14 protein-coding genes and 7 pseudogenes are annotated in these 21,449 nt (G+C 57.1%); 8 read left to right on the forward strand and 13 right to left on the reverse strand.

Annotated elements, in window-relative coordinates; all coding sequences use genetic code 11:
- Window positions 1-235: 235 nt before the first annotated feature.
- Window positions 236-857 (forward strand): annotated as a pseudogene (locus H4V98_RS21110) (IS6 family transposase); the annotation flags it as partial.
- 422 nt (window positions 858-1,279) lie between these two features.
- Complete coding sequence (locus tag H4V98_RS21115) at window positions 1,280-2,332, forward strand: TauD/TfdA family dioxygenase (protein WP_280758017.1); 1,053 nt, start codon at window positions 1,280-1,282, stop codon at window positions 2,330-2,332.
- A gap of 9 nt (window positions 2,333-2,341) precedes the next feature.
- Here the strand turns inward: H4V98_RS21115 and H4V98_RS21120 are convergent.
- Window positions 2,342-3,105, reverse strand: a protein-coding gene (locus tag H4V98_RS21120; RefSeq protein ID WP_280758018.1) for an IS5 family transposase whose coding sequence is annotated in 2 segments (ribosomal slippage) — window positions 2,342-2,779 and window positions 2,782-3,105 — 762 coding nt in all. Because the reading frame shifts where the segments join, the coding sequence is not laid out codon by codon here.
- A gap of 525 nt (window positions 3,106-3,630) precedes the next feature.
- On the opposite strand from H4V98_RS21120, the gene H4V98_RS21125 reads away from it, so the two are divergent.
- The 5 genes and pseudogenes from H4V98_RS21125 to H4V98_RS21145 all read left to right on the forward strand — a co-directional run bounded on the left by H4V98_RS21125 (window position 3,631) and on the right by H4V98_RS21145 (window position 8,656).
- The gene (locus H4V98_RS21125) at window positions 3,631-4,188 is read left to right on the forward strand and encodes an NTP transferase domain-containing protein (RefSeq protein WP_280758019.1); all 558 of its coding nucleotides are present in this window, start codon (window positions 3,631-3,633) and stop codon (window positions 4,186-4,188) included.
- A gap of 288 nt (window positions 4,189-4,476) precedes the next feature.
- Entirely contained in the window at window positions 4,477-4,653 is a 177-nt protein-coding gene (locus H4V98_RS21130; protein WP_280758020.1) for an isochorismatase family protein, read from the forward strand.
- 590 nt (window positions 4,654-5,243) lie between these two features.
- Window positions 5,244-6,543: pseudogene (locus H4V98_RS21135) on the forward strand (IS3 family transposase).
- Between the two features lie 215 nt (window positions 6,544-6,758).
- Window positions 6,759-7,766 carry a tripartite tricarboxylate transporter substrate binding protein gene (locus H4V98_RS21140; RefSeq protein WP_280758021.1) on the forward strand — a complete coding sequence of 336 codons (1,008 nt, stop codon included), beginning with the start codon at window positions 6,759-6,761 and terminating at the stop codon, window positions 7,764-7,766.
- 20 nt (window positions 7,767-7,786) lie between these two features.
- Window positions 7,787-8,656, forward strand: coding sequence for an N-formylglutamate amidohydrolase (locus H4V98_RS21145; protein WP_280758022.1), 870 nt, complete (start codon window positions 7,787-7,789; stop codon window positions 8,654-8,656).
- 210 nt (window positions 8,657-8,866) lie between these two features.
- On the opposite strand, the pseudogene H4V98_RS21150 reads toward H4V98_RS21145, so the two are convergent.
- The 3 pseudogenes from H4V98_RS21150 to H4V98_RS21160 form a co-directional block, all read right to left on the reverse strand.
- Window positions 8,867-9,148, reverse strand: a pseudogene (locus tag H4V98_RS21150) (DDE-type integrase/transposase/recombinase); the annotation flags it as partial.
- Between the two features lie 83 nt (window positions 9,149-9,231).
- A pseudogene (locus tag H4V98_RS21155) lies at window positions 9,232-9,495 on the reverse strand (Tn3 family transposase); the annotation flags it as partial.
- 285 nt (window positions 9,496-9,780) lie between these two features.
- Window positions 9,781-10,656: pseudogene (locus H4V98_RS21160) on the reverse strand (IS4 family transposase); the annotation flags it as partial.
- A 63-nt stretch (window positions 10,657-10,719) separates the two neighbouring features.
- Here H4V98_RS21160 and H4V98_RS21165 point away from each other — a divergent pair.
- Window positions 10,720-12,269 (forward strand): annotated as a pseudogene (locus H4V98_RS21165) (IS3 family transposase).
- A gap of 77 nt (window positions 12,270-12,346) precedes the next feature.
- On the opposite strand, the pseudogene H4V98_RS21170 reads toward H4V98_RS21165, so the two are convergent.
- From H4V98_RS21170 to H4V98_RS21210, 9 genes and pseudogenes are all read right to left on the reverse strand, one after another.
- A pseudogene (locus H4V98_RS21170) lies at window positions 12,347-12,760 on the reverse strand (transposase DNA-binding-containing protein); the annotation flags it as partial.
- Between the two features lie 207 nt (window positions 12,761-12,967).
- Window positions 12,968-14,524 (reverse strand): AMP-binding protein, encoded by a 1,557-nt coding sequence (locus H4V98_RS21175; RefSeq protein WP_280758023.1) that lies wholly within the window; start codon window positions 14,522-14,524, stop codon window positions 12,968-12,970.
- On the reverse strand, window positions 14,524-15,537 hold the full coding sequence (locus H4V98_RS21180; RefSeq protein ID WP_280758024.1) for an NAD(P)-dependent alcohol dehydrogenase: 1,014 nt from the start codon (window positions 15,535-15,537) through the stop codon (window positions 14,524-14,526). Before H4V98_RS21180 ends, H4V98_RS21175 begins: the two co-directional genes overlap by 1 nt.
- Window positions 15,538-15,571: 34 nt before the next feature.
- Window positions 15,572-16,744, reverse strand: a complete 1,173-nt coding sequence (locus H4V98_RS21185) for an acyl-CoA dehydrogenase family protein (RefSeq protein WP_280758025.1) — start codon at window positions 16,742-16,744, stop codon at window positions 15,572-15,574.
- Window positions 16,737-17,723, reverse strand: a complete 987-nt coding sequence (locus H4V98_RS21190) for a branched-chain amino acid ABC transporter permease (protein WP_280758026.1) — start codon at window positions 17,721-17,723, stop codon at window positions 16,737-16,739. Before H4V98_RS21190 ends, H4V98_RS21185 begins: the two co-directional genes overlap by 8 nt.
- Window positions 17,720-18,577: a branched-chain amino acid ABC transporter permease gene (locus H4V98_RS21195; RefSeq protein ID WP_280758027.1), complete on the reverse strand. Its 858-nt coding sequence runs from the start codon at window positions 18,575-18,577 to the stop codon at window positions 17,720-17,722. The genes H4V98_RS21190 and H4V98_RS21195 overlap by 4 nt, the downstream gene beginning before the upstream one ends.
- 63 nt (window positions 18,578-18,640) lie before the next feature.
- Window positions 18,641-19,867, reverse strand: coding sequence for an ABC transporter substrate-binding protein (locus H4V98_RS21200; protein ID WP_280758028.1), 1,227 nt, complete (start codon window positions 19,865-19,867; stop codon window positions 18,641-18,643).
- 49 nt (window positions 19,868-19,916) lie between these two features.
- Window positions 19,917-20,618 (reverse strand): ABC transporter ATP-binding protein, encoded by a 702-nt coding sequence (locus H4V98_RS21205; protein ID WP_280758029.1) that lies wholly within the window; start codon window positions 20,616-20,618, stop codon window positions 19,917-19,919.
- Window positions 20,618-21,385 carry an ABC transporter ATP-binding protein gene (locus H4V98_RS21210; RefSeq protein ID WP_280758030.1) on the reverse strand — a complete coding sequence of 256 codons (768 nt, stop codon included), beginning with the start codon at window positions 21,383-21,385 and terminating at the stop codon, window positions 20,618-20,620. The genes H4V98_RS21205 and H4V98_RS21210 overlap by 1 nt, the downstream gene beginning before the upstream one ends.
- Between the last annotated feature and the right edge of the window lie 64 nt (window positions 21,386-21,449).

Here is a 21,449-nt window from a genome sequence, read left to right on the forward strand (position 1 = left end):
GGGGTCACTTCAGGAAACGGATCGCAGAGTACGTTAACGCGGTTTTCAGCCTCTTAAAATCGGCTTCCTATAGCCGTACGGCATTCTCAAAACTCATGTTTTTAAGCCTTGGTTCAGAGAATGATTTTTGAGAAGGTTTGAATAAACTTCCACCCTCTGGAGGTCTAATTTCTCAAGAAAGCTGCTCAAAATCACCGTTTTCGATAAACGTCGATGCGGGCTATATCGCCAACGTACGCTGCGATCCGTTTCCTGAGGCGACCCCATGAAGGAACGCGGCGTGGTTGTCGACCATTCCTCAATCAACCGCTGGGCGATCCGGTTTTTGCCCTTGCTTGGAAAAAGTCTTTCGTAAGCACAAGCATCCGGTGGGTGGGAGTTGGCGCCTTGATGAAATCTATATCAAGGTCAAAGGCGCCTGGAAATATCTTTACCGCGCCGTGGACAACGAGGGAAAGACGGTCGATTTCCTGCTGACGGCCAGGCGCGACAAGGCTGCAGCCTTGCGCTTTTTTGACAAAGCCATGAGGGCCAGCGGTGTTCCCGAAAAGGTCACGATGGACAAGAGCGGCGCCAACAAGGCGGCCATAGATGAAATCAATGGCCGAGGCGAAACGCCAATACTCGTGAGGCAAGTGAAGTACCTCAACAACATCGTGGAGCAGGACCACCGGGCGATCAAACGCGTAACCAGGCCAATACTCAACTTCAAATCATTTCGGGCCGCCACAAGCGTTCTGGCTGGCATCGAACTCATGCACATGATTCGCAAAGGTCAGCTCATGATGGATGGCTGTAACGAGAGGTCGTTTGCCGACCAGTTTTATGCGTTGGCAGGACAAATCCGTCACGTTTGAGGAGCTGGCATCCGCTCCTACCCCAAACACGTTTATCAACTGGCAACGCGACAGAACCCGGCGTTCTGGGGTGCACTATAGTTTCACTCTGGAGCTCCCTGAAAACGCATCGATGCGCACGTCCAAAGTCATTCATGTCGTGTCTTGCCGAGCTGCGGTGGCTGTGTGTGGGGCAAGCGTTGTGGCACACCACGGTTTTAAAAATTTTCTGAATGATTGGGAATGAAAATGGTACTCATTGAAATTAAGGTCCCTGATATCGGCGACGTCCACACCAATCAGTGCTTTGATATTAGAGGTCGTGCGACGCTAACCGGTTTGCCATATCTCGGTGCGGCATGGCGTCGACATGGTTCCCCGGCTCCCGCTGACCTCGACACCGACATTTGCCACAGTGTGGCGGCACACCTTTTGGAGGCCTCTTGATTGATACGACCTTACCCCCCGTCCTCACCGGTCCCGCGGCCTGGGTTGGCTCAGACATGCAGGCCCGACCCGAAGATTGGCTGATTCACCTTTCGCAGCAGGATATTACCGAGTTGGAAGCGGCTGCACGTCACTATCTTTCGCTGGATCGCGACATCGGTGAAATCACCATGGCGGACTTTCCGTTGGGTGGTTTCGCAGGGCATCTGCAAGGGTTGAGGGACAAACTGATCCACGGCAACGGGTTTGAAGTTATTCGTGGCTTGCCCACTGAGACGTACCCCCAGGAAGTGGCCGCGACGATTTTCTGCGGCTTAGGCGCACATCTTGGGTCCGCCCGCTCTCAAAATGCGGCGGGGCACATTCTGGGGCACGTCCGCAACGTGGGCGCGGACCCGAACGATCCCACCGCCCGCATCTACCAGACCAATGCGCGCCAAAGCTTTCACACCGATAGTGCCGATGTGGTGGGCCTGCTTTGCCTTCGTGAAGGGATGGAGGGCGGGGACTCGCTGCTGGTGAGCGCCGAGTCCATCTACAACCAGATGCAAGCCGAGCATCCTGACTTGCTGGCCAAGCTTTTCGACCCCATCGCGACCGATCGACGTGGGGAGGACCCCGAGGGCATGGCGCCCTTTATGACCATCCCGCCACTGTCTTGGCACGCCGGCAAGTTGACCGTTTTTTACCAGCGCCAGTACATCGACAGCGCGCAGCGCTTCGAACATGCCATGCGCCTGACGCCGGAGCACATCGAAGCGCTAAACCTATTCGACAAACTCGCCAACAACACCGATCTCAACCTGACTATGCGTTTGCAGGCGGGCGATATGCAGTTTATCTACAACCATGCCCAACTGCACGACCGGACCAGCTTCACCGATTGGCCCGATTCGACGCGGCGTCGCCACCTGTTGCGACTCTGGCTGTCCATTGAGGGCGATCGTGAACTGCCCGAGTGCTTCACACAACGCTATGGCAGCATCGAGATTGGCAAACGAGGCGGGATCGTTACCAGCGGTACAAAGCTGCACGCGCCATTAGACTAGGGCGTGTCATCAATTAAGCCAAACTACCGCTGCAGCCAAGTGAATGGCGCCAAGGAAGTTACGCGCCGTTTTGTCGTAGCGCGTGGCTATGGCACGGTACTGCTTGAGCCGGGCAAAAAAGTTCTCGATCAGGTGGCGCGCCTTGTACAAATGGCGGTCATAGATGCGCTGATGCGCGCGGGTGCTCAGACACGGAATTACCACCGCCTTGCCCGCTTTTTCCAGCGGTTCAACCACCCGCTCTTGTGCGTCATAGGCCTTGTCAGCGATGACGGTGGCGCCCGCCGTGTCCTTGAGCAACACGTCTGCGCCGTCCAGATCATGGGTCTGCCCGGGCGTCAAATGAAAACCGGTCGGGTTCCCCAGCGCATCGACCGTGGCATGGATCTTGGTGCTCAAGCCGCCACGGCTGCGCCCGATGGCTTGGCTATCTTTGGACCCTTTTTTTTAGCCCCCGCGCTGTGCTGGTGGGCTTTGACGATGGTCGAATCGATCAGGACGTACTCGTTGTCTGCATCCTGCGCCAAGACCTCAAACACGCGCCGCCATACCCCGGTCTTGCTCCAACGCGAGTGACGCAGATGCACCACCCGAAAGTCGCCAAAGCGCTCTGGCAAGTCCCTCCACGGGATGCCAGCGCGGTAGCGATACAGCACGGCTTCGACAAACAGCCGATTGTCCCGGGCGCTCACGCCAACAGTTTCTTCGCGTCCGGGCAGCGAGTCCTTGATGCGTTCCCATTGATCATCTCGCAGTGCATATCTTCTGGTCATGTTTACGAGATAAGGGGCAAATCGTGCTCTTCAATAGCGTTGATGCCGTTTTCAATTGATGACACGCCCTAGCGGAACGGTTGCCTTTCGGTTTCCAGAATTTGGGGAAACCCAAATACGCCGCAAATGAATGAAACATCGGGTCCAGCACGGATGATGTCGATGTCACAGGCATAGACACAGCCGAACCAACAATGTTCCCTGAGACTCGCGTCCGTTCAACAATCCCGAGGCAAGCCACCGACCACGCCATGGAAGCACGCAACTCACGAATCCTGCGCACTGTGACGGCATGGCGCTTGAACGGCGAGCCGGCGGTCGTGATCTCCCTTACGGGAAAATTTCGACCTGCCAGATGTGGAGCCATCGACACCGCACCGGCCAACGAGTCGGCGCTTAGGCAACAAGTCACGGACCGCGACCGCGTTGTCAATGCTGTCCAAGGGGGTGGCTGTGAAGAGTAGTGCCGCCTGAAACCCTGCGGCATCAATCGTCAGCGACAAGGCAGATGCCGATGCGTTGGGCGTGCCGTCTTCGGAAGTCCGCCCTGGGCGCTTAGACATACGCAGACCGGCGGCCATCATTCTGAGCGCTGGCCTGGGCCGACGGATGGGTGGCCTGGCCAGGGCGGCGCTGCAGGTGGGTGAAACCAGCATACTTGAACGCCTGGTGCAGGCGCTGCGCACGTCTGACGTCGCTCAGATCAGCGCGGTCATCGGACCCTACCGCGAGCAGTTGCTGCCGCTGCTCGACCTTTGCCAGGTCCAAGCTATCGCACATTCCAGGTTCGAGCCCAGCCTGATCGACTGCCAGCGGCTCGCACTGAAATCGCACCAGGCGCCGTTTCCCGATCGTGATTTGTTGCTGGTGCTGGGTGACCTGGCGCTGCTGACCGGGGCCGATGTGTCGACTTTGATCGCGCATTGGGACCAGCGTGACGACCATGTTCATGCGCAGGTGCCTATGGTCAACGGGGTGCGCGGTCATCCGGTGCTGTTGTCCTGCCATGCCGTTGCACGGATCAATGCAATGCCCGATCACATGGTGTTCGCGACTGGCTGTGCGACCATGCGAACGCTGTGACGCAGTTGACGTCATCCGCAACGGGCTTCGTGCGCGACCTAGATACCCCGGATGATCTGGCCGCGGTTCAGTCAAACATCCAAGACTGACGACGCGGCATTGTTCAGATGGTGGTCGTGAAATAGCGAAATATTCCCTCTGCCGGGCTTCGAAATGGCGTGTTTTTCACCCATTTATATGAGGTGTGATGCACAAAGCGTCACTATCACCCCTCACTTTTGACCTTTGCGGCCGGCTGCCTCAGCATCAGCAAACCCATTGATAACGCTGCCGCCAGCAGCCTTCGCCGTGAATACCGCTGTATTTGTGATCGACGTACAACGGGGCCTGTTCGAGTCTGCACCCGCGCCAGACGAAGCCAATGCGGTGCTAGAACTCATCAACGGGCTGACCTGTCGGGCACGTGCTGCGTCCGTTCCGGTCGTGTTTATTCAACATAAGGCCGCCGGCACACCATTGCAATAAGGCGCAGAAACTTGGCAATTTGACAGCCGGCTGGCGGTCGATCCAGCCGATTTGCGGATCAGGAAGACAACACCAGACTCGTTCTTGCGTACGGAGTTAGGGAATAGGAAAATCAATCGGCATATTTTCGTGCCCACCGGGACGGACTCACCCGCACTAGTTGGTACACCGGGGAGTTCTTTGGGGGGTGTTGGCTTGGCCGGCCACACACTGCGCAACTGCGGCCCCGCGACCGGGCCTGAAGATCGCCTGGACATCGGGTAAACCCGCACTCTTCGTGGCCCCTCACCGGGCTCGACCCGAGTCAGGCGCAGCCTGTCCCCGCAGCCCTTGGGGGGGCCGGACCGCGATCACGCCGCCTGCTGAAGATCTCCGCGCGCCGGCACACGGGGTGGTGCCCGGGCCTCCAGCCCCAGGTGCCTGAGGATTCGCTCTATCACGGGTGCCTCTAGCATGGCGGCAATAATCTTGAGCTCGCCGCTGCAGTTCGGGCAGTGTTCCAGGTCGATCTGGAAAGCGAAGATTCAGCGAAGTGAACCGCCCCGGTTTTGAACTGACCCTTTGAAGTTGAACAAACTTCAAAGGGGTTTATGAAGAAGTACAAAACGGAGTTCAAGCTTCAGGTCGTGAATAGCTTTTTGGCTGGTGAAGGCGGTGCAAAGCTACTGGCACGGCGGTGGTCAGTGCCCGAGGAGAAGATTCGCACTTGGGTGAGCCACTACCGCCTCCACGGCATCGATGGGTTGCACCCCAAGCGCAGCACGTACAGTTTGGAATTCAAGCTGCAGGTACTGTCCCATCAGGACCGCGAACAACTTTCGAGCCGCTAGGTCGCGGCAGTCTATGACATCCGCAATCCCAACCAAATCGTGGTCTGGAGACGCAATCTCGACCAATGCGACGTGGAGGCTCTCAACAGGCGCCCCAACATGAAACCAGAACGACACTGCCCGGCGTCATCCAATATGATCGCCATCGATTCGGCGCAGGCCCTGCGCGAAGAGAACGAGCGACTGCGCGCGGAGGTGGCCAACCTAAAAAAATTACAAGCCTTGATCCGGTCCAAGAGATCAGTTGCGCCAACAAAGCGCGCCTGATTACCGGGTTGAGGCATTACCATAAATTGGCCGATCTACTGCAGGCTTGGCGCGCAGCACCTTCTATTACCAGTGCCAAGTGGCCCAGCGAGCCGACCAACACAGCGCCATGGAGCCCAGGATCCGCTCCGTTTATGACCAGCACAAGGGCCGCTACGGGTACAGACGAATCACGGCAGCGCTGTGCAATTCAATGGCAGAACCCGTTAATCACAAGTGCGTGCAGCGTCTGATGCAGAAGATGGGACTGCGCGCGTTGATCCGTGCGCAAAAGCGTTCCCGACATGCCCCTGGCATTAACGATGCGCACGTGCCCAATGTTCTGCAGCGCGATTTCTGCGCGACTGCGCCAAACCAGAAGTGGGTGACGGATGTCACGGAGTTCAATGTGAACGGCCATAAGCTGTATTTGTCGGCCTGCATGGACCTTTACAACGGCGAGATCATCGCGCACCGCATGGCCAAGCGTCCCAATTTCGAGCTGGTCTCCGGCATGCTGGAGGCGGCACTTTCGCGGTTAGGAGACACGCATGGACTGACCGTGCACTCAGACCAAAGGTGGCATTACAAAATGCAGCCGTACCGGGCGATGCTTGCGCATCGCGGGGTGACACAAAGCATGAGCCGCAAAGGAAATTTCTTTGACAACGCGGTGATCGAAAGCTTCTTCGGCACCCTCAAAGCCGAGTTTTTCCACCTTGCAACGCTCGATAGCATTGAGATGCTCGAAGCAGGCGTGCATGATTACATCTACTACTACAACCACGAGCGCATCAAGCTCAGGTTAAACTGACTCAGCCCGGTCGAATACCGGCTGAGAAACGCCCCCTGATTGACGGGATAGCAATCGTCCAACTTCTGAGGGTCAGTTCAAAGCCGGGGCGATTCAAGCTAATTATTTGGAGTCATAGGTGTCCGATTACGATATCCATCGATTGACTTCAGCGTGAAGAAGAGTATAAATACGCAAGGTAATTTAGCAACATCTAACAACAAAACAGGAGAGGAATGAAAGAATTCAATAATCGGCGTGATTTTTTAGTTAGCGCTATGAAATTGAGTGCCGTCATTTGTTCAATGGAAGTGCCGTTCCGAGCGCACGCCTCTCCACTTAATCCTTTAGCAGGACAGACTGCAACCATCATTGTTCCCTTCGGCCCGGGTGGGACCGCTGACATACTGGCGCGTATCATGGCTGACTCCATGTCCAGATCGCTGGGCATGAACATCATCGTTGAGAATAAGCTTGGTGCAGGCGGCTCGATTGCGGCAGCGCAGATTGCACGTGCCAAACCAAACGGTTTGACTTTCGGTATTGCCTCACTCAGTACGCATGCTGCCTCCCCGGCGGTTACGGCTAAACCATCCTACGATCCTGTCAAAGACTTTTCCGCCATCGGCCTAATCGCCAGGGTGCCACTGGTGTTAGTGGCCTCACCAAAATCGGGTATCACATCAATAGCTGATATTAAGGCCAAGCTAAAGGATAAGCCTGGATCATTGGCCTTTGGCTCTCCAGGTGTTGGCTCATTGGGTCATCTTATTTGTGAACAATTCCAGCAATTGGCCGGTGTTCAAATGCTACATGTGCCATATAAAGGTGGAGCAGAGGTGTCTCACGCGCTACTAAGCGGAGAGGTAGATATTTCGATTACTAATCTGCCGAACGAACTGGCCCATATTAAAGCCAAAAAGCTCACTCTTATCGCTATCACAGGTGAAACACCTGATCCTCAATTTCCTGATACGCCAACCTTGGCGCAGGCTGGATACCCGACACTAAATGATCAATCATGGTTTGGTTTCGTGGCGCCCAAGGGTATTGCTCCCTATATTCTGGCTGCGTATACCGACGCCTTGAATTTCGCACTGGAACAGCCGGACATGAAAGAGCGTATATCGACACTCGGCGGTACTGCGGCTCCCGGATCGGCGCAGAGCTTTTCACTCGAGATAAATCGGGCATACAAGCAGGCCAGTGATATCGCCAAATCACGAAATATAGCAATTAACTAATTTAGCAGAAGCGTTTTAAGATGATGCCCTTTCAGTTGTTTTCACCCCCCACGTCTGAGCAACGAACCGTCCCGGTATTTCTAGACTCACCCCACAGCGGTACCTACTACCCTGGCGACTTTAACTATACGTGTCGGCTGGAAGATCTTCGTGATGCTGAAGACACGCACGTCGAAAAGCTTTACGCCGATGCGAAAAGCCTCAAAATACCTTTCTTGTGTGCAAATTTTCCACGGTCGTATATTGATCCCAATCGGAATGAAGAGGATTTGGATTACACAATGATTGCCGACCTTCATAAGCCTGAAGGCATGCAACAGTGGGAGGAAAAACTCAAACTGGGCAAGGGGCTGATTTGGCGCTACCTTGATAGTGGTGAGCAGATTTATGATCAGCCATTGACGGCGAAAATGGTTGATGTGCGCTTGGATAACTTTTATCGACCCTATCGGCGTGCTCTGCGCCAGATTGCAACGGCCAAACTATTAGAGCATGGTACTTATGTGCATATCAATTGCCACTCCATGCCCTGTGTGGCTGGCCCCTTGGCAACACTAACTCCCGGCGTCGTTCATCCTGATGTGGTGCTTGGAGACCGTGGGCTAACAGCCTGTGCGCCCGAGCTGACCGAAGCCCTTAAACAGGTTTGCAAAGATGCTGGTTTAAATGTGATGGTTAATGATCCGTACCCGGGCGGACCCATAACCGGCGAGATGGGGTTAATGGGAATGGGCGGCCATAGCATTCAGATTGAGCTCAATCGTGCGTTGTATATGAATGAGAAAACTCGAGAGCTAGCCAGCGGTTACGAGGCCACCCGAGAGCTTTGCAATAAATTCATGCTATCGGCGATCGAGGTGGCTAATGATCTGTGCGCGAAGCTTAAGTGATGCGAAAGGGCTTAGTTACATATGGCAGTAGGCAGTAGCAAGGGATGGTCTGAATAACTCACCGCGACATTGAGTAGCGGATCGTTAGTTTTCAAGTGGTGGAATTTCACGCGCAATCTCCGGAAATCCCGTCGTTTGTACCGCCCACTCGGGGTTCTGTCGCGTTGCCAGTTGATAAACGTGTTTGGGTTAGGAACGGATGCCAGCGCCTCAAACGGGACGGATTTGTCCTGCCAATGCATAAAACTGGTCGGCGAAAGACATCTCGATACCGCCTTCCAGCAGGAGTTGACCTTTGCGGATCATGTGCATGAGTTCGATGCCGGCCAAGACGCTTTTGGCCGATCGAAATGACTTGAAGTTCAGCATCGGTTTGGTGACCCGTTTGACAGCGCGATGGTCCTGCTCCACGATGTTGTTGAGATACTTGACTTGCCGCACGATGACGGGTGTTTCGCCTCTGTCATTGATCTCATCCATGGCCGCCTTGTTGGGGTCTGAGGTGCAGTGGAACAGCAAAAGCAGTTAAGAGGACAAGATGAATAGCCAAATGAAATTTATCCCCTGGGCTGCCCTTACGCAAGACCGTCAGCCGGATCGCGCAAGGCCCGCAGTTCGCCCTTGGCAACGGCGTCAGGTACCAAGAACGAATACCTCCCCAGCATGTTGATGTGCTCGTGCAACAGCGGCGACAGGCGGGCCACGTCATCGTCGTTCACGGGGTAGCCCTGCGCACGCAGCTGACTCAGCGCGGCCTGCATATAGAGGGAGTTCCACAGAACGATCATGTTGAGCACCAGTCCGAGCGCGCCCAACTGGTCCTCCTGTCCTTCGCGGTAGTGGGTCTGAGGTGCAGTGGAACGGAAAACCCCGTTAAGCCATGCAGGCATAACGAAACATAATTCTCAAAATATATTGTTATGAGCACGCTGCTTTCCAACTACCAACAGCGAATTTATCTGGAATCGTGACCGCCACCTGCACTTTTAGGACAGGCCAAGATGGGTATACTCAATTTGGCTCATTGTAGGAGAGGTAGCCAAGAACAAATTTACTAATGTAAATTGGCTACAACCTATTTGGCTACTTAAATTGACCGCTTAACCCATCCCATTACACACAAGTCACCCATCGTTGAACTGCCGGGCATAACGGGCACCCTCGACGAAGATGGCAATCTCCTGCATGCCCAGCCAAATCGTCCTGGCACCCGGTTCGCCATCGTGCTTTCTGCCCAAAAAGCCGCCGCGCTGAGCAATCAAACGCACCACGGTGTTGAGCGTAGGGGTCTGGCGGGGCACGGGCTTTTTGTTCAGGATGAACGCCGCTCGCCACTCGTCAGGCTCGAACAATAGGTCGGCTGGTAAATCGGGCAACGTGCGCCCCAGCCGCATCAAGCGGTTGATGCGCCAGGCAATCACCATGTACAGCGCCAGAGCGGTCTGTAGCCGCCCAACATCGCTCAGCTGCAGCCGCTCGACCCGACAGCCCTCCTTGAGCACCAGGAAAAAAAGCTCAATTTCCCAGCGCGCGCGGTACCAATCGATGAGTTCGACTGCCGCTGCCAGTGTGCTTGCCACCCGGTTGGTCAGCAGCCGCCAGACCACCGGCTTGGTGCCTGCCGGTGCGTTGACTTCCGAGGCAATAAGGCAGGTCACTTCGAGCTGGCCGCCCTGGCGGTCGGGCAGCATCACGCGCTGGGCGCGCACCTCCTGCTCGACCGCGCGCGCCTTGCGCCCGCGACCGGCCGGCATCTCAAAGCGAATACGCCCCAGCGGCGCGCTGGCCATGACGCCATCCCACAGCTTGCCCCCTTCGGGCAGCACCCGGTTGTGCTGGCAGCGCACCAGGTAATCGGCCGCGTGATTCATCTTGCGCGCCATCACCAGCAACGCCAGGATGTCCGACTCGCGGTCGCCAATGCACACATGACGCGTGCCGGGCAACTCGCCAGCCTGCTCGGCGATGCGCTCGTAGCTCTCCACCCAGCGCACGCTTTCGAGCCCCCTGTGTCAGACTAGTTGTCGCCTCTAAAAAATACTCTTTTAGACGCACCGACAACAATGAAGCAAAAATATTCCGAAGCATTTATCGAACAAGCAGTGGTCAAGTTGCTTTCCCGTGGCAAGCGCACCGTGCGCGAAGTCGCGCTGGAGCTCAACGTCAGTTACCACACGGCCAAGAACTGGATGAAACGAGGGCATCCCGACAGGGCCGGCACCTTGTCCGGCAAAGAAAAGCGTCCCCAGGACTGGAGCGCTTCTGAGCAGCTGCAAGCCTTGAACGAAACCCATGGCTTCTCAAGCGAGGCGCTGCAGGCGTGGTGCCGCGAGCGCGGCGTGTTCGCCCACCATCTGGCGAGCTGGAAAGCGGCTTTCTGCGCGCCAGCCAAAGCGCTGGCGGATACGGGGCCATGGCGCAGCCTTAAGGACGAAAACGAGCAGCTCAAGCGCGAGCTGCTGCGCAAGGAAAAGGCGTTGTCGGAGGCAGCAGCGTTGCTGATGCTACAAAAAAAGTTCCGGGCGCTGTGGGAGGACGAGGTCAAATGACCAGCCTCTTGCAGCGCCGCCAGGTCATTGCGCTGGTGGCCCAGGCGACGCAAGCGGGCGCGCGCCAGGAGCGCGCCTGTGCCGTCATTTGCCTGAGCCGGCGAACCCTGCAGCGCTGGCAGCGCGAGCAGTGCCGGGCAGACCGGCGCCCCGCGCGGGTGCAGGCACCCACCAACAGGCTCAGCCAGGCCGAGCGCCAAGCCGTTCTGGCAGTGGCCAACTCGGACGAGTTCGGCCACTTGGCGCCCAGCCAAATCGTTCCCCGGCTGGCTGACCGTGGCGAATACATCGCCTCGGAGTCGAGCTTTTACCGCGTGCTCAGGGCTGCCAGGCAGCTGGGCCACCGCAGCGCCCAGCGGCCCGGCCAGCCGCGCAGCAAACCGCGCGCGCTGTGCGCTGCGGCACCCAACCAGTTGTTCAGCTGGGACATCACCTACCTGCCCACGCTCGTCACGGGGCACTACTTTTACCTGTACCTGTTTCTCGACATCTTCAGCCGCAAGGTCGTCGGCTGGCAGGTCTATGAAAACGAAAGCAGCGAACTGGCCAGTGAGGTCATGCGTGACATCTGCCTGCGCGAGCGCATCGCGCCCGGCCAGGTGGTGCTGCACTCGGACAACGGCAGTCCGATGAAGGGCGCTGCCATGCTCGCCACGCTGCAGGCTCTGGGGGTGATGCCTTCGCTTAGCCGTCCGTCGGTGAGCAACGACAACCCGTATTCGGAGTCGCTCTTCAGAACGCTGAAATACCGGCCCGACTACCCCGCCTGCGCGTTCGAGACTGTGCTGGCCGCACGCCAGTGGGTGAACGCATTCGTGAATTGGTACAACCTGGAACATCGCCACAGCGCCATTGGGTTCGTCACCCCGCACGAGCGCCATACGGGCCAGGACAGCGCGCTGCTGTCAAAGCGCGCCGACGTCTATGAAGCGGCCAAGGCGGCCAACCCCCGGCGCTGGAGCGGCGCCACGCGCAACTGGCAGCCCGTGCGTGAGGTGTACCTCAATCCCGATCAAAAGCATGACCAAAAGGAGAGCAGCAAGGAGTTCAACAAAGCCGCTTAAATTCAAGACTCACAGGCGACAACTAGCTTGACATTCACCGCGAGCACGCCGCCGCGCGGCGCATCGCCTTGCTTAAACTCGCGTGCCCACGTCCAGGCGTTCATCACCCCCAGCGGCTCGCGCTGGGGCGTGACCACGTAGGTCGGGTGCAGATACAGCCCGCGCTGGGCCTCGTAGCTCAGCGGCCCCAGGCCCGCCGTCGCCTGCCCGTTGTAGTCCAGCTCGGTCGTATCCTGCAGGCACAGCACCACCGCGTGCTCGCGGATGCGGCCCATCGTCGCCTGGCGGTGGGCCGTCATCACGTCTTCACAGCTGACCTGCTCGTTGCGCAGGAAGCGGTAGGCCGCCGCCGTCTCGGCCCAGTTCTCGCACGCCCCCGGAATGCTCGCGCCGGGCTTTTGCCCCAGCCGCTCAGCCAGCAGCACGGCGCGCCGGTTCAAACGCGGGTCGCCCAAATCAATCGTTTCAAATTCTCGTTCCGCCCAGCCCATCGCCTCATCCCTTCAGTGATTCAGCTGCCTATGGTACGGACTTGTGTGTAATGGGATGCGCTTAACCCGGTTTTCCGTTCCACTGCACCTAACACCCCTGTACACATCAAAGCAAAGTTGACACTGGGTCCAGAGCCGGAATGTCACCTTCGATCATTATGATTTCTCGATGAGTAGCTCAGTCAACGTTCCATGCTACATGTGATTTCATATCGTAGTGTTAGGCCAGTAACGGTCACGCACTTGCTTCTTGTAGAGCTTGCCAGTGGGATGGCGTGGCAACTGTGAATCAAAATCCACACTACGCGGGCACTTGAAGCTAGCCAAGCGGGAACGACAGTAACCTATCAGCTCCTGCGCGAGTTCCGGTCCCGCGTCCTGCGAATTCACCAGTTGGACTACGGCCTTGACCTCTTCGCCAAAATCATCGCTGGGCACACCCACCACGGCGACGTCGAGCACTTTGGGGTGGGCTATCAATATATTCTCAACTTCCTGGGGATAGATGTTGACGCCACCGGAGATGATCATGAAGTCGCGCCGGTCTAGCAAGTACAAGTAGCCCTCCTTATCCGTTCGCCCTATGTCTCCAAGCGTGGTCCAACCCTGTGCATTTCGAGTGTGTGCGGTACGTTCGGCATCGTTGTGATAAACGAACGCAGGGCCGTCCGAAAAATACACAAGGCCGGACTCGCCAATTGGCAACTCAATGCCATCATCATCGCAAATATGCAGCTGCCCCTGCGTGGCGCGGCCGACAGAGCCCTGGTGTTGTAGCCACTGCTGAGATGTGATCGAGCAAAAGCCGTTGTTCTCAGTGCCGGCGTAATACTCCTCCAAGATAGGTCCCCACCAGTTCATCATCTGCAGTTTGACCTCAATCGGGCAAGGTGAGGCTGCGTGCACGGCCACCTTCATCGACGACACGTCGAACTGCTCGCGCAGTTCGATTGGCAATTTGAGAAGTCGTACGAACATGGTCGGCACCCATTGGCTGTGCGTAAGGAAGTGGGTCTGAATCAACTCCAATGCGCACTGTGCGTCAAAGCTCTCCATGACCATTACCATACCGCCGAGCTTGATCACCGTCATGCTATGGCGTAATGGCGCAGCATGGTAGAGCGGCGCCGGTGAGAGATAGCGGCAATCCTGGTCATAACCGAACAGCGGCTGCAGCAAATCGACCAGCATGGTGCGCTGACCGGCACCCTGACGCGGCATAGGCCACTTCACGCCCTTGGGTCGGCCGGTCGTGCCCGACGAGTACAGCATGTCTAAGCCCTGCAGCGGATCATCTTGCGGCAGATCACTAGCTTGGTCGACCTGCTGAGTCCATGAAGGCAGGTCAGACGAAAGCAGGTCGATCCCAAAGCATTGCAGTTGCGCCGGCAACTGGGCCAGAAACTGGGCATCGACACAAGCAACCTCGCTTGAAATCAACAGCACCTTAGCACCGCAATCGGTCACGATGTGCGCAATCTCCACCGAAGTCAGGCGGGTGCTGATGGTGGTGTAGTAAACCCCGGCGCGGTCCATGCCGAAACAGGCCTCCAGAAACCGGCGGTTGTTTTTCATCAACAGCGCAACGTGCTCGCCGGGCTTTACGCCACAGTCATGCAACACGCGAGCCACCTGATTGGCACGTTTGTCGAGCTGACCAAAGCTGACCTGCTCGCCGCTCTCAGCCATCATGAAAGCGATCTTGTCCGGGTCCGCTTCTGGACTGTCAATTGGAAACAGCATTCGTTGTGCGCCCGGGATCATCAATGCTCCAGGCAAACTTTACCAAACTGCACGCCACTCTTGAGGTAGTCCATGGCTTCCTTGAGTTCGGAAAAAGCAAATACCCGGTCTACTATCGGCTGAACCTGGTGCTGTTCGATGGCACGTAGCATTGCCTCGAAGCCATCACGGTGACCCACAGTCACACCCTGCAGGCGAACCTGTCGGGTGATGATGTGGCCCAGCGAGGTCGCCATGGTCGAGCCCGACAAAATACCGATCATCGCAATGGTGCCGCCAGGACGGATGCAGCGCAGCGACTGAGGCAATGTTTTTTCACCGCCAAGTTCGACGATCAGGTCGTAGCCGCGCCCGTTGGTAAACTCTCGTGTGGCCTTGGCCCATTCGGGCACAGCACGGTAATTGAGCACCGCGTCCGCTCCTAGCTTTTTCACCTTGTCCATGCGCTCTTCGCTGGAGGTAATCACCGTCACGTGAGCACCCAGCAGCTTAGCAAACTGCAAGGCAAACAGCGCCACGCCACCACAGCCTTGCACTAGCACGCGGTCGCCGGGGCGACAAACACCGGCCGAGGTCAATGCGCTCCAGGCGGTGAGCGCCGCGCAAGGCAGGCCGGCAGCCTGGGTGTCCGAGAGGTGGACCGGTACTTTGACAACGCCTTGCTCTGACAGGCACATCAACTCGGTCATGGTCCCGTCAATCGGTCCTCCAAGTGATTGCGTCAGCCGTTCCAGATCGGGCTCACCCCCAATCCAGCTTTGAAAATAAGTGGGGCAGACGCGGTCGCCCACCGCTACGCGACTCACGCTCGCTCCAACGGCTGCAACTACGCCCACACCGTCAGACACGGGAATCAGCGGTAGTGTGCCGGTGTAACTGCCATAGCCGCGCGCTGGCACCACCAGATCGCGGTAGTTGAGCGACGAGGCCTTCATCCGTACCAGCACTTGATCCGGTCCGGCCACTGGTTCGGCCCTGGACGAGAGCTTCAGATGCTCCATGCCCCAATCGCCCTCTATTTGGAATACGCGCATGACTGATCCTTTGTGTGTTGTGTTGAAAGTCTAATCAGGCCATGCTGGCGCCGGCCTGTCTCTGGATGTCGCTCGCGATGCGCTCAAGCAGCATCTCGGTCGATCCGTCCACCAGCGCTGCGACCTGCGCTGCCGCCAGATGCCGAGTCAGCGGACGTTGCTCGTTCAAACCCTCGGCACCCATTGCGTGGAGTAGCTCGGCAAGATGATGCCGGGCCATGCGCGTAGCAAACACCTTGGCCTTGGCCGCGGCCACTTGAGCGCGTGCATGGTCCCCGTTATCGACAAGGGCGCTTGCATGGTCCACCAGTAAATTGGCAGCGTCAAGGTCGATGGCCGCGTCGGCTAGGCGCCAGCGCCAGCCTTGGTGCGCATGCAAGCTGACGCCAAACGCTTGCCTGGAAAGGCCGTACTCGCTGGTCAATGCCAGTGCACGATCGACCATGCCGCAGCACATCGCCGCCACATAGACACGTGCGCCGTTGAGTGAATTGAGAATGTCCTTGAACGCCACGCCGGGTTCTACAAGCATGTCCTGCCCCTTACAGTAGTAGTGCTCCAGCTTGAAACTACCACTTCCGATGCTGGAGACTGGTCCCTGCGGCAGCCGATCGGTACGCTCAAAACCACTCGCCAATGCATCCACCACAAAAGCGGCGATACCGGCCGCACCGACACCTAGTCGGGTCTGTGCATAGACAATGACAACGTCCGCATGCACAGCATTAGTGATCCAGGTTTTGGTGCCATTGAGCTGCCAGCCATCATCCGCCGCCTGCGCGTGAGTGAGCATGGCAGCGGCGTCGGAGCCGACATTTGGTTCCGTCAAGGCCGTGCAACCGGTCAGCTCACCATTAAGTAATCGGGGCACCCAGCGGCTGATCAAGTCAGGTGAGCCCATGCGCACCAAGTGCTCTGCCACGTTGTGGCTGTTGACTATAGCCATGGCGACGCCAAAATCAGCAGCAGCAAGCAGCCTTGTTAGTTTAACTTTGCTTGAGAAAGGTAAACCGAGACCGCCTAAACTACGCGGTATCTGCACGCCCATCAAACCCAAGCGTCCAGCCTCTCGCATCAGCGCCTGACTGCTGGTGCCCCGTAGATTTCGATCACTTGCCTGTGGCGCCACATGATGATCGAGAAAGACGCGAGCACGCTCTAGCAAGGCCGCTTCAATCGTTAGCATATCGACAAGTTTTTCAGCCACGGCGAAGCCCCAATGCACCGGCTAGGCGCAACCACAGTCTGTGGAAGACCGGTACAAGCCCACGTGGAAGGAAAATGGTTGAAAGCACTAAGATAAACCCGTACGTCACCAGTCTGTAGCTATCGGCAACGCGCAGGTATTCTGGCAAGAAGGTGATAGTAAAGGCTCCCACCACCGGACCAGCCAGCGTTCCACTGCCCCCCAGAATCACCGCCAGGATGGCATTGAGCGACTGGTCCACACCAAACGGCTCAGGATTGAGAAAGCCAATGTAATGCGCGTAGAGCGCACCGGCCAGGCCGGCCAGCCCTGCACTGACAACGAAGGCCAGCAACTTGTAGCGAAAGGTGCTCACGCCAATGGCATCGCTGAGACCTTCGTTCTGACGGATAGACAATAAAATGCGACCCACCCTCGAGTGCAATATCAACGCGCATAGACCCGTACTGAGAGCAGCCATTAACAGGGCCAGCAGGTAGTAATTGGAATTGCTGCGGCCGTCAAAATTGAAAGTCCAGCCCAAAAGTGAAAACTCGGACGGGCGCGGTACGTTCGAAATTCCAGCTTCGCCGCCAGTCAGTGAACTGAAGGTCAGAAGCACCGTGAAGATCACCATGTTGTAGGCCAGAGTGACAATCGCAAAGTAGTGTCCCTTGACCCGAAGGCTGGGGTAGCCCACTACGATGGAAACAAGCCCAGTGAATAACGGGGCCAGCAACATCGTCATCCAAACCGACCAGCCGAAATTGACCGTCAGGAGGGTCGAAAAATAAGCGCCTATGCCCATGAACCCAGCCTGAGCAATAGACACATAGCCGACCAGCCCTTGAATCAAGTTTTGGCCTTGCGCAAGCACGATCCAGACCAACGCGAGAATAATCAAATGGATGAAGTATGGAACCTTGATCAACACCGGCATTGCCGCTGCTATCAGGATTAGGACCGCCCAAGGGGTCATGTGTATGAGAAGTTTTTTCATCGTTTGCCCAGCAAGCCTTCAGGCCGAAACAACAGCACCACGATCATCACCATAAAGGCAATGACATCCTTGTAGGCTGACGAGATAAAACCGGCCGCCATGGCCTCGCTCACCCCCAAAATCAAACCGCCTACGATGGCCCCGGGTACTGAGCCAAGCCCACCCAGGATCAGTACTGCAAAACCCTTAACCGCCAGCCCTTCTCCAACACCGGGAGCGATGGCCAGCAGTGCACCAATGAGCGCGCCGGCTGCCACGCCCAACGACGAAGATATACCGAACACCACCAGCGAGACCAGGTTGACGTTGACACCCATCAAAACGGCTGCTTGGCGGTTTTGCGCCACAGCGCGCACCGACTTACCGATCTTTGTTCGGCTCATCAGAAGCGCAATCACGGCAACCAGTACGCAGGCCGTCAGAATCACCAGAAGGCGCAGTTCAGTCACCGCGATGCCACCTACATTGAACACACCGCGATACGGCGTCTGGATCACCACCTGATCGGCGCCGAAAGTCAGCAGGTTTAAGCCCTCAATCATCATGGTCAGACCCAAAGCAATGATGAAGGAATTGATGTGCGGCGCGTCGCGCACCGGTCGATAGGCCAACCGCTCAATCACTAATCCGACCATCGCGCCAACTACCATTGCCAGCGCCATAGCCGCAAAAAATGGAAGGCCAAAACGCTCACTGAAGGTAAATGTTAGATAACCGCCGAACATCGCTACCGAGCCATGCGCAAAATGCGCAATGCCAAGAATGCCGAACACCACCGTCAGGCCCAGCGCAATCAGCACGTAGACTGAGCCGATAGCTAGGCCGTTGACGACTTGTTGAAGAATCTCGATCATGGTTTGTCCCGATGTTCATTGCATTGCATTGCATTGCACTGCGCTTCGCGCGGTGTCATCGCGTTATTTGTAGAGACTGCGAAGGAAGGAGGAATAAGCCGCATTGTCCGAGGGCAACTCGGAGACATACACCCACTTGCCCTTTTGCCACTGGAATGCACCATTGGATGTGTACGCTTGCCCATTGACATCGAACATGGTGCCATTGGTGGGCAAGTACTTCATCACCGCCTCCTTCGGAATGGTCAGCTTCCGAATAGCTGCGGCCACCTTCTTCGCATCGCCTGCGCCTCCGGCCGCTTCGATGGCATTCTTCAGCACATAGACTTGGTCATATGCATACGGCGAGCTTGGAGCCGGTGCGCTACCGTATTTTTTGGTGTAGTTGGCCACGTAGATCTTGGCGTTGGCGTCCAGGGCTTCGACAGTCAATTCAGTCGGGCGCAGGTCCCAGACCCCTTCCATCTGCTCGCTTGATGCCACGCGCAAAAACTGCTCTTCACTGCCACTGGTAAAGCCATAACGCGGCATCTTCATACCCAACTCGGTGGCTTGGCGGTAAACAAAGGCAGCTGGCTCAACATAGCCCAGCACGAGCAGCGCGTCCGGATTGAGCGCCCGCACCTTTGTTAGCTGGGGCGTCATATCCCGGTCTTTCAGACCAAACGTTTCCTTGGCAACGATCTTTCCACCGGCCTTGACCAGCTCGCGCTCGAAGGCTTCAAGGTACTGGGAGTAGAACGACACATCCAACGAGCCAATTACGGCAATGTTACGAGCTCCGCGCTTGGCAACAAAGACACCGGCAGCTGCGCCTGTGAAGTCTGCTGGTGGTCGTGTTCGGAACAGATTGGGAATGCCCTGGGCAGTGATGGCACGCTCGGCGGCATTGCCTACCAGCATTACAGCGTCTTCCTTGTCAATAAACGAAGCCACCGCGCTGGTCGTCCCGGAGCAGCAGAAGCCGAGTAGGTATTTGGCGCCGTCGCGGTCGATCAGCTTGCGTACACTGTTGGTGGCATCGGTCGGGTTCGCCTTGTCGTCGTAGTCGGTGACCTTGATTTTGTAGGTATCTCCGCCAGCATGGATGCCACCCTTGGCATTGATCTCGTCTGCTGCCATCTTCACCCCATTGGCCTGCGGCAGACCATAAACCGCACCCGGCCCAGTGAGCGCGTCGTTGATGCCCAGCACCAGTTCTTTGTTGGCCGCTTGTGCGGACCAGGTCATACCCAACCCCATTGCGACTGACACCGCCCCCATTACCACTTGTTTATTGAACCGCTTCATACTTGTCTCCTGTTGATTAACTGACAAAAGTTGATTGCCTTGGCCGCGCTTAATAGCCCAGGTAGGCGCGGCTGACTTCGGGGTGATTCTGTAGTTCCTTGCCCGTACCGTGCAGAACAATCTCGCCGGCTTCAAACACATAGGCCCTGTCAGACAGGCGTAGCGCCATCGCTGCGTTTTGCTCGACTAGCAGGATAGTGGTGCCACGAGCCTTGATGCGGGCAATGGTCTGCTCCACCTCATCGACGATTTTGGGCGCTAGGCCCAACGAAGGTTCGTCAAAAATGCACAGCCGTGGGCGCGACATTAGCGCCCGTGCAATAGCCAGCATCTCTTGCTCTCCGCCGGACAGTGTGCCGGCACGCTGTCGCGCCCTCTGGCGAAGCACCGGAAACAGGTCTAACATTTCGTCCAAATCAGCGCGCTGCTGACTGTCGCGCCGAGTGTGTGCGCCCATCTCCAGATTCTCGACCACCGACATCTCGGCAAATACCTGACGACCTTCCGGGCACATCGTGATGCCACGCTGGACAATCTTGTGACCTGGCAAACCATTGATCCGTTTGCCCTCAAACTCGATGATGCCGCCGCGCACCTCGTTGAGACCGCAGATGCACTTGAGCGTCGTACTCTTGCCGGCGCCATTGGCGCCCACCAGGGCCACGCACTCGGCGGCATTAACTTCTAAGGTGATGCCATGCAAAACATCGACTTTGCCGTAACCGGCCCGCAACTGACTGACTTTGAGCATCAATGTGACCCTCCCAAATAAGCATCGATCACTGCCGGATTTGCCCGAATTTCTGCTGGCGTTCCCTCGGCAATCTTCTGCCCGAAGTTGAGCACCACGATACGCTCGCACACCTCCATGATCAAACCCATATGGTGCTCGATCACCAGCACCGCAACGCCGCGAGCTTGAATACGCTGTATCAGGCCGGTAAGCTCCTTGCGCTCCTTGGCCACCATGCCTGCTGCTGGCTCGTCCAGCAACACCAGCGCGGGCTCGCTGGCCAGGGCAGTGGCAATCATCAACAGGCGCTGTTGCGCCGATGACAGTGAGGATGTAAGTTCTCTCGCGACATCGCTAAGGCCGACAAACTCTAGGATCTCATCGGCCCGCGCCTGTTGACGCGCCTCTTCGCTGCGTGCGGCCGACAGCCTGAACACTGCCGCCCAAGGTGCGCTACAAAAGCGGCTGTGGCAGGCTGTTAGTACTTGGTTGCGCACACTGAATTCCGGAAACAGGCTGGTGGTCTGGAACGTGCGCGCCAGCCCTAACGGCACCCGAGCGCTGATAGCAAGGTCGTTGACATTTTTTCCGTCAAACTCGATCTCCCCACTGCTAACAGGTAAGGTGCCCGAGATCAGGTTGACTGAGGTGGATTTTCCTGACCCATTGGGTCCTATCAGGCCCAACACCTGACCGCGGTGCACGCTGAAACTCAGGCCGCGCACCGCCTGCACGCCGCCAAAGTTCTTGCGAACCTCGTGCAGTTGCAGCAAAGGCGTGCTCATACCTGCTGCTCCATGGTGTGGCTGTAAGCGAAACACTCGCCGGCAGTGGCTACGTTCACAGCAC

This window comes from Polaromonas sp. CG_23.6, from assembly GCF_029892315.1.
Lineage (GTDB): Bacteria > Pseudomonadota > Gammaproteobacteria > Burkholderiales > Burkholderiaceae_C > Polaromonas.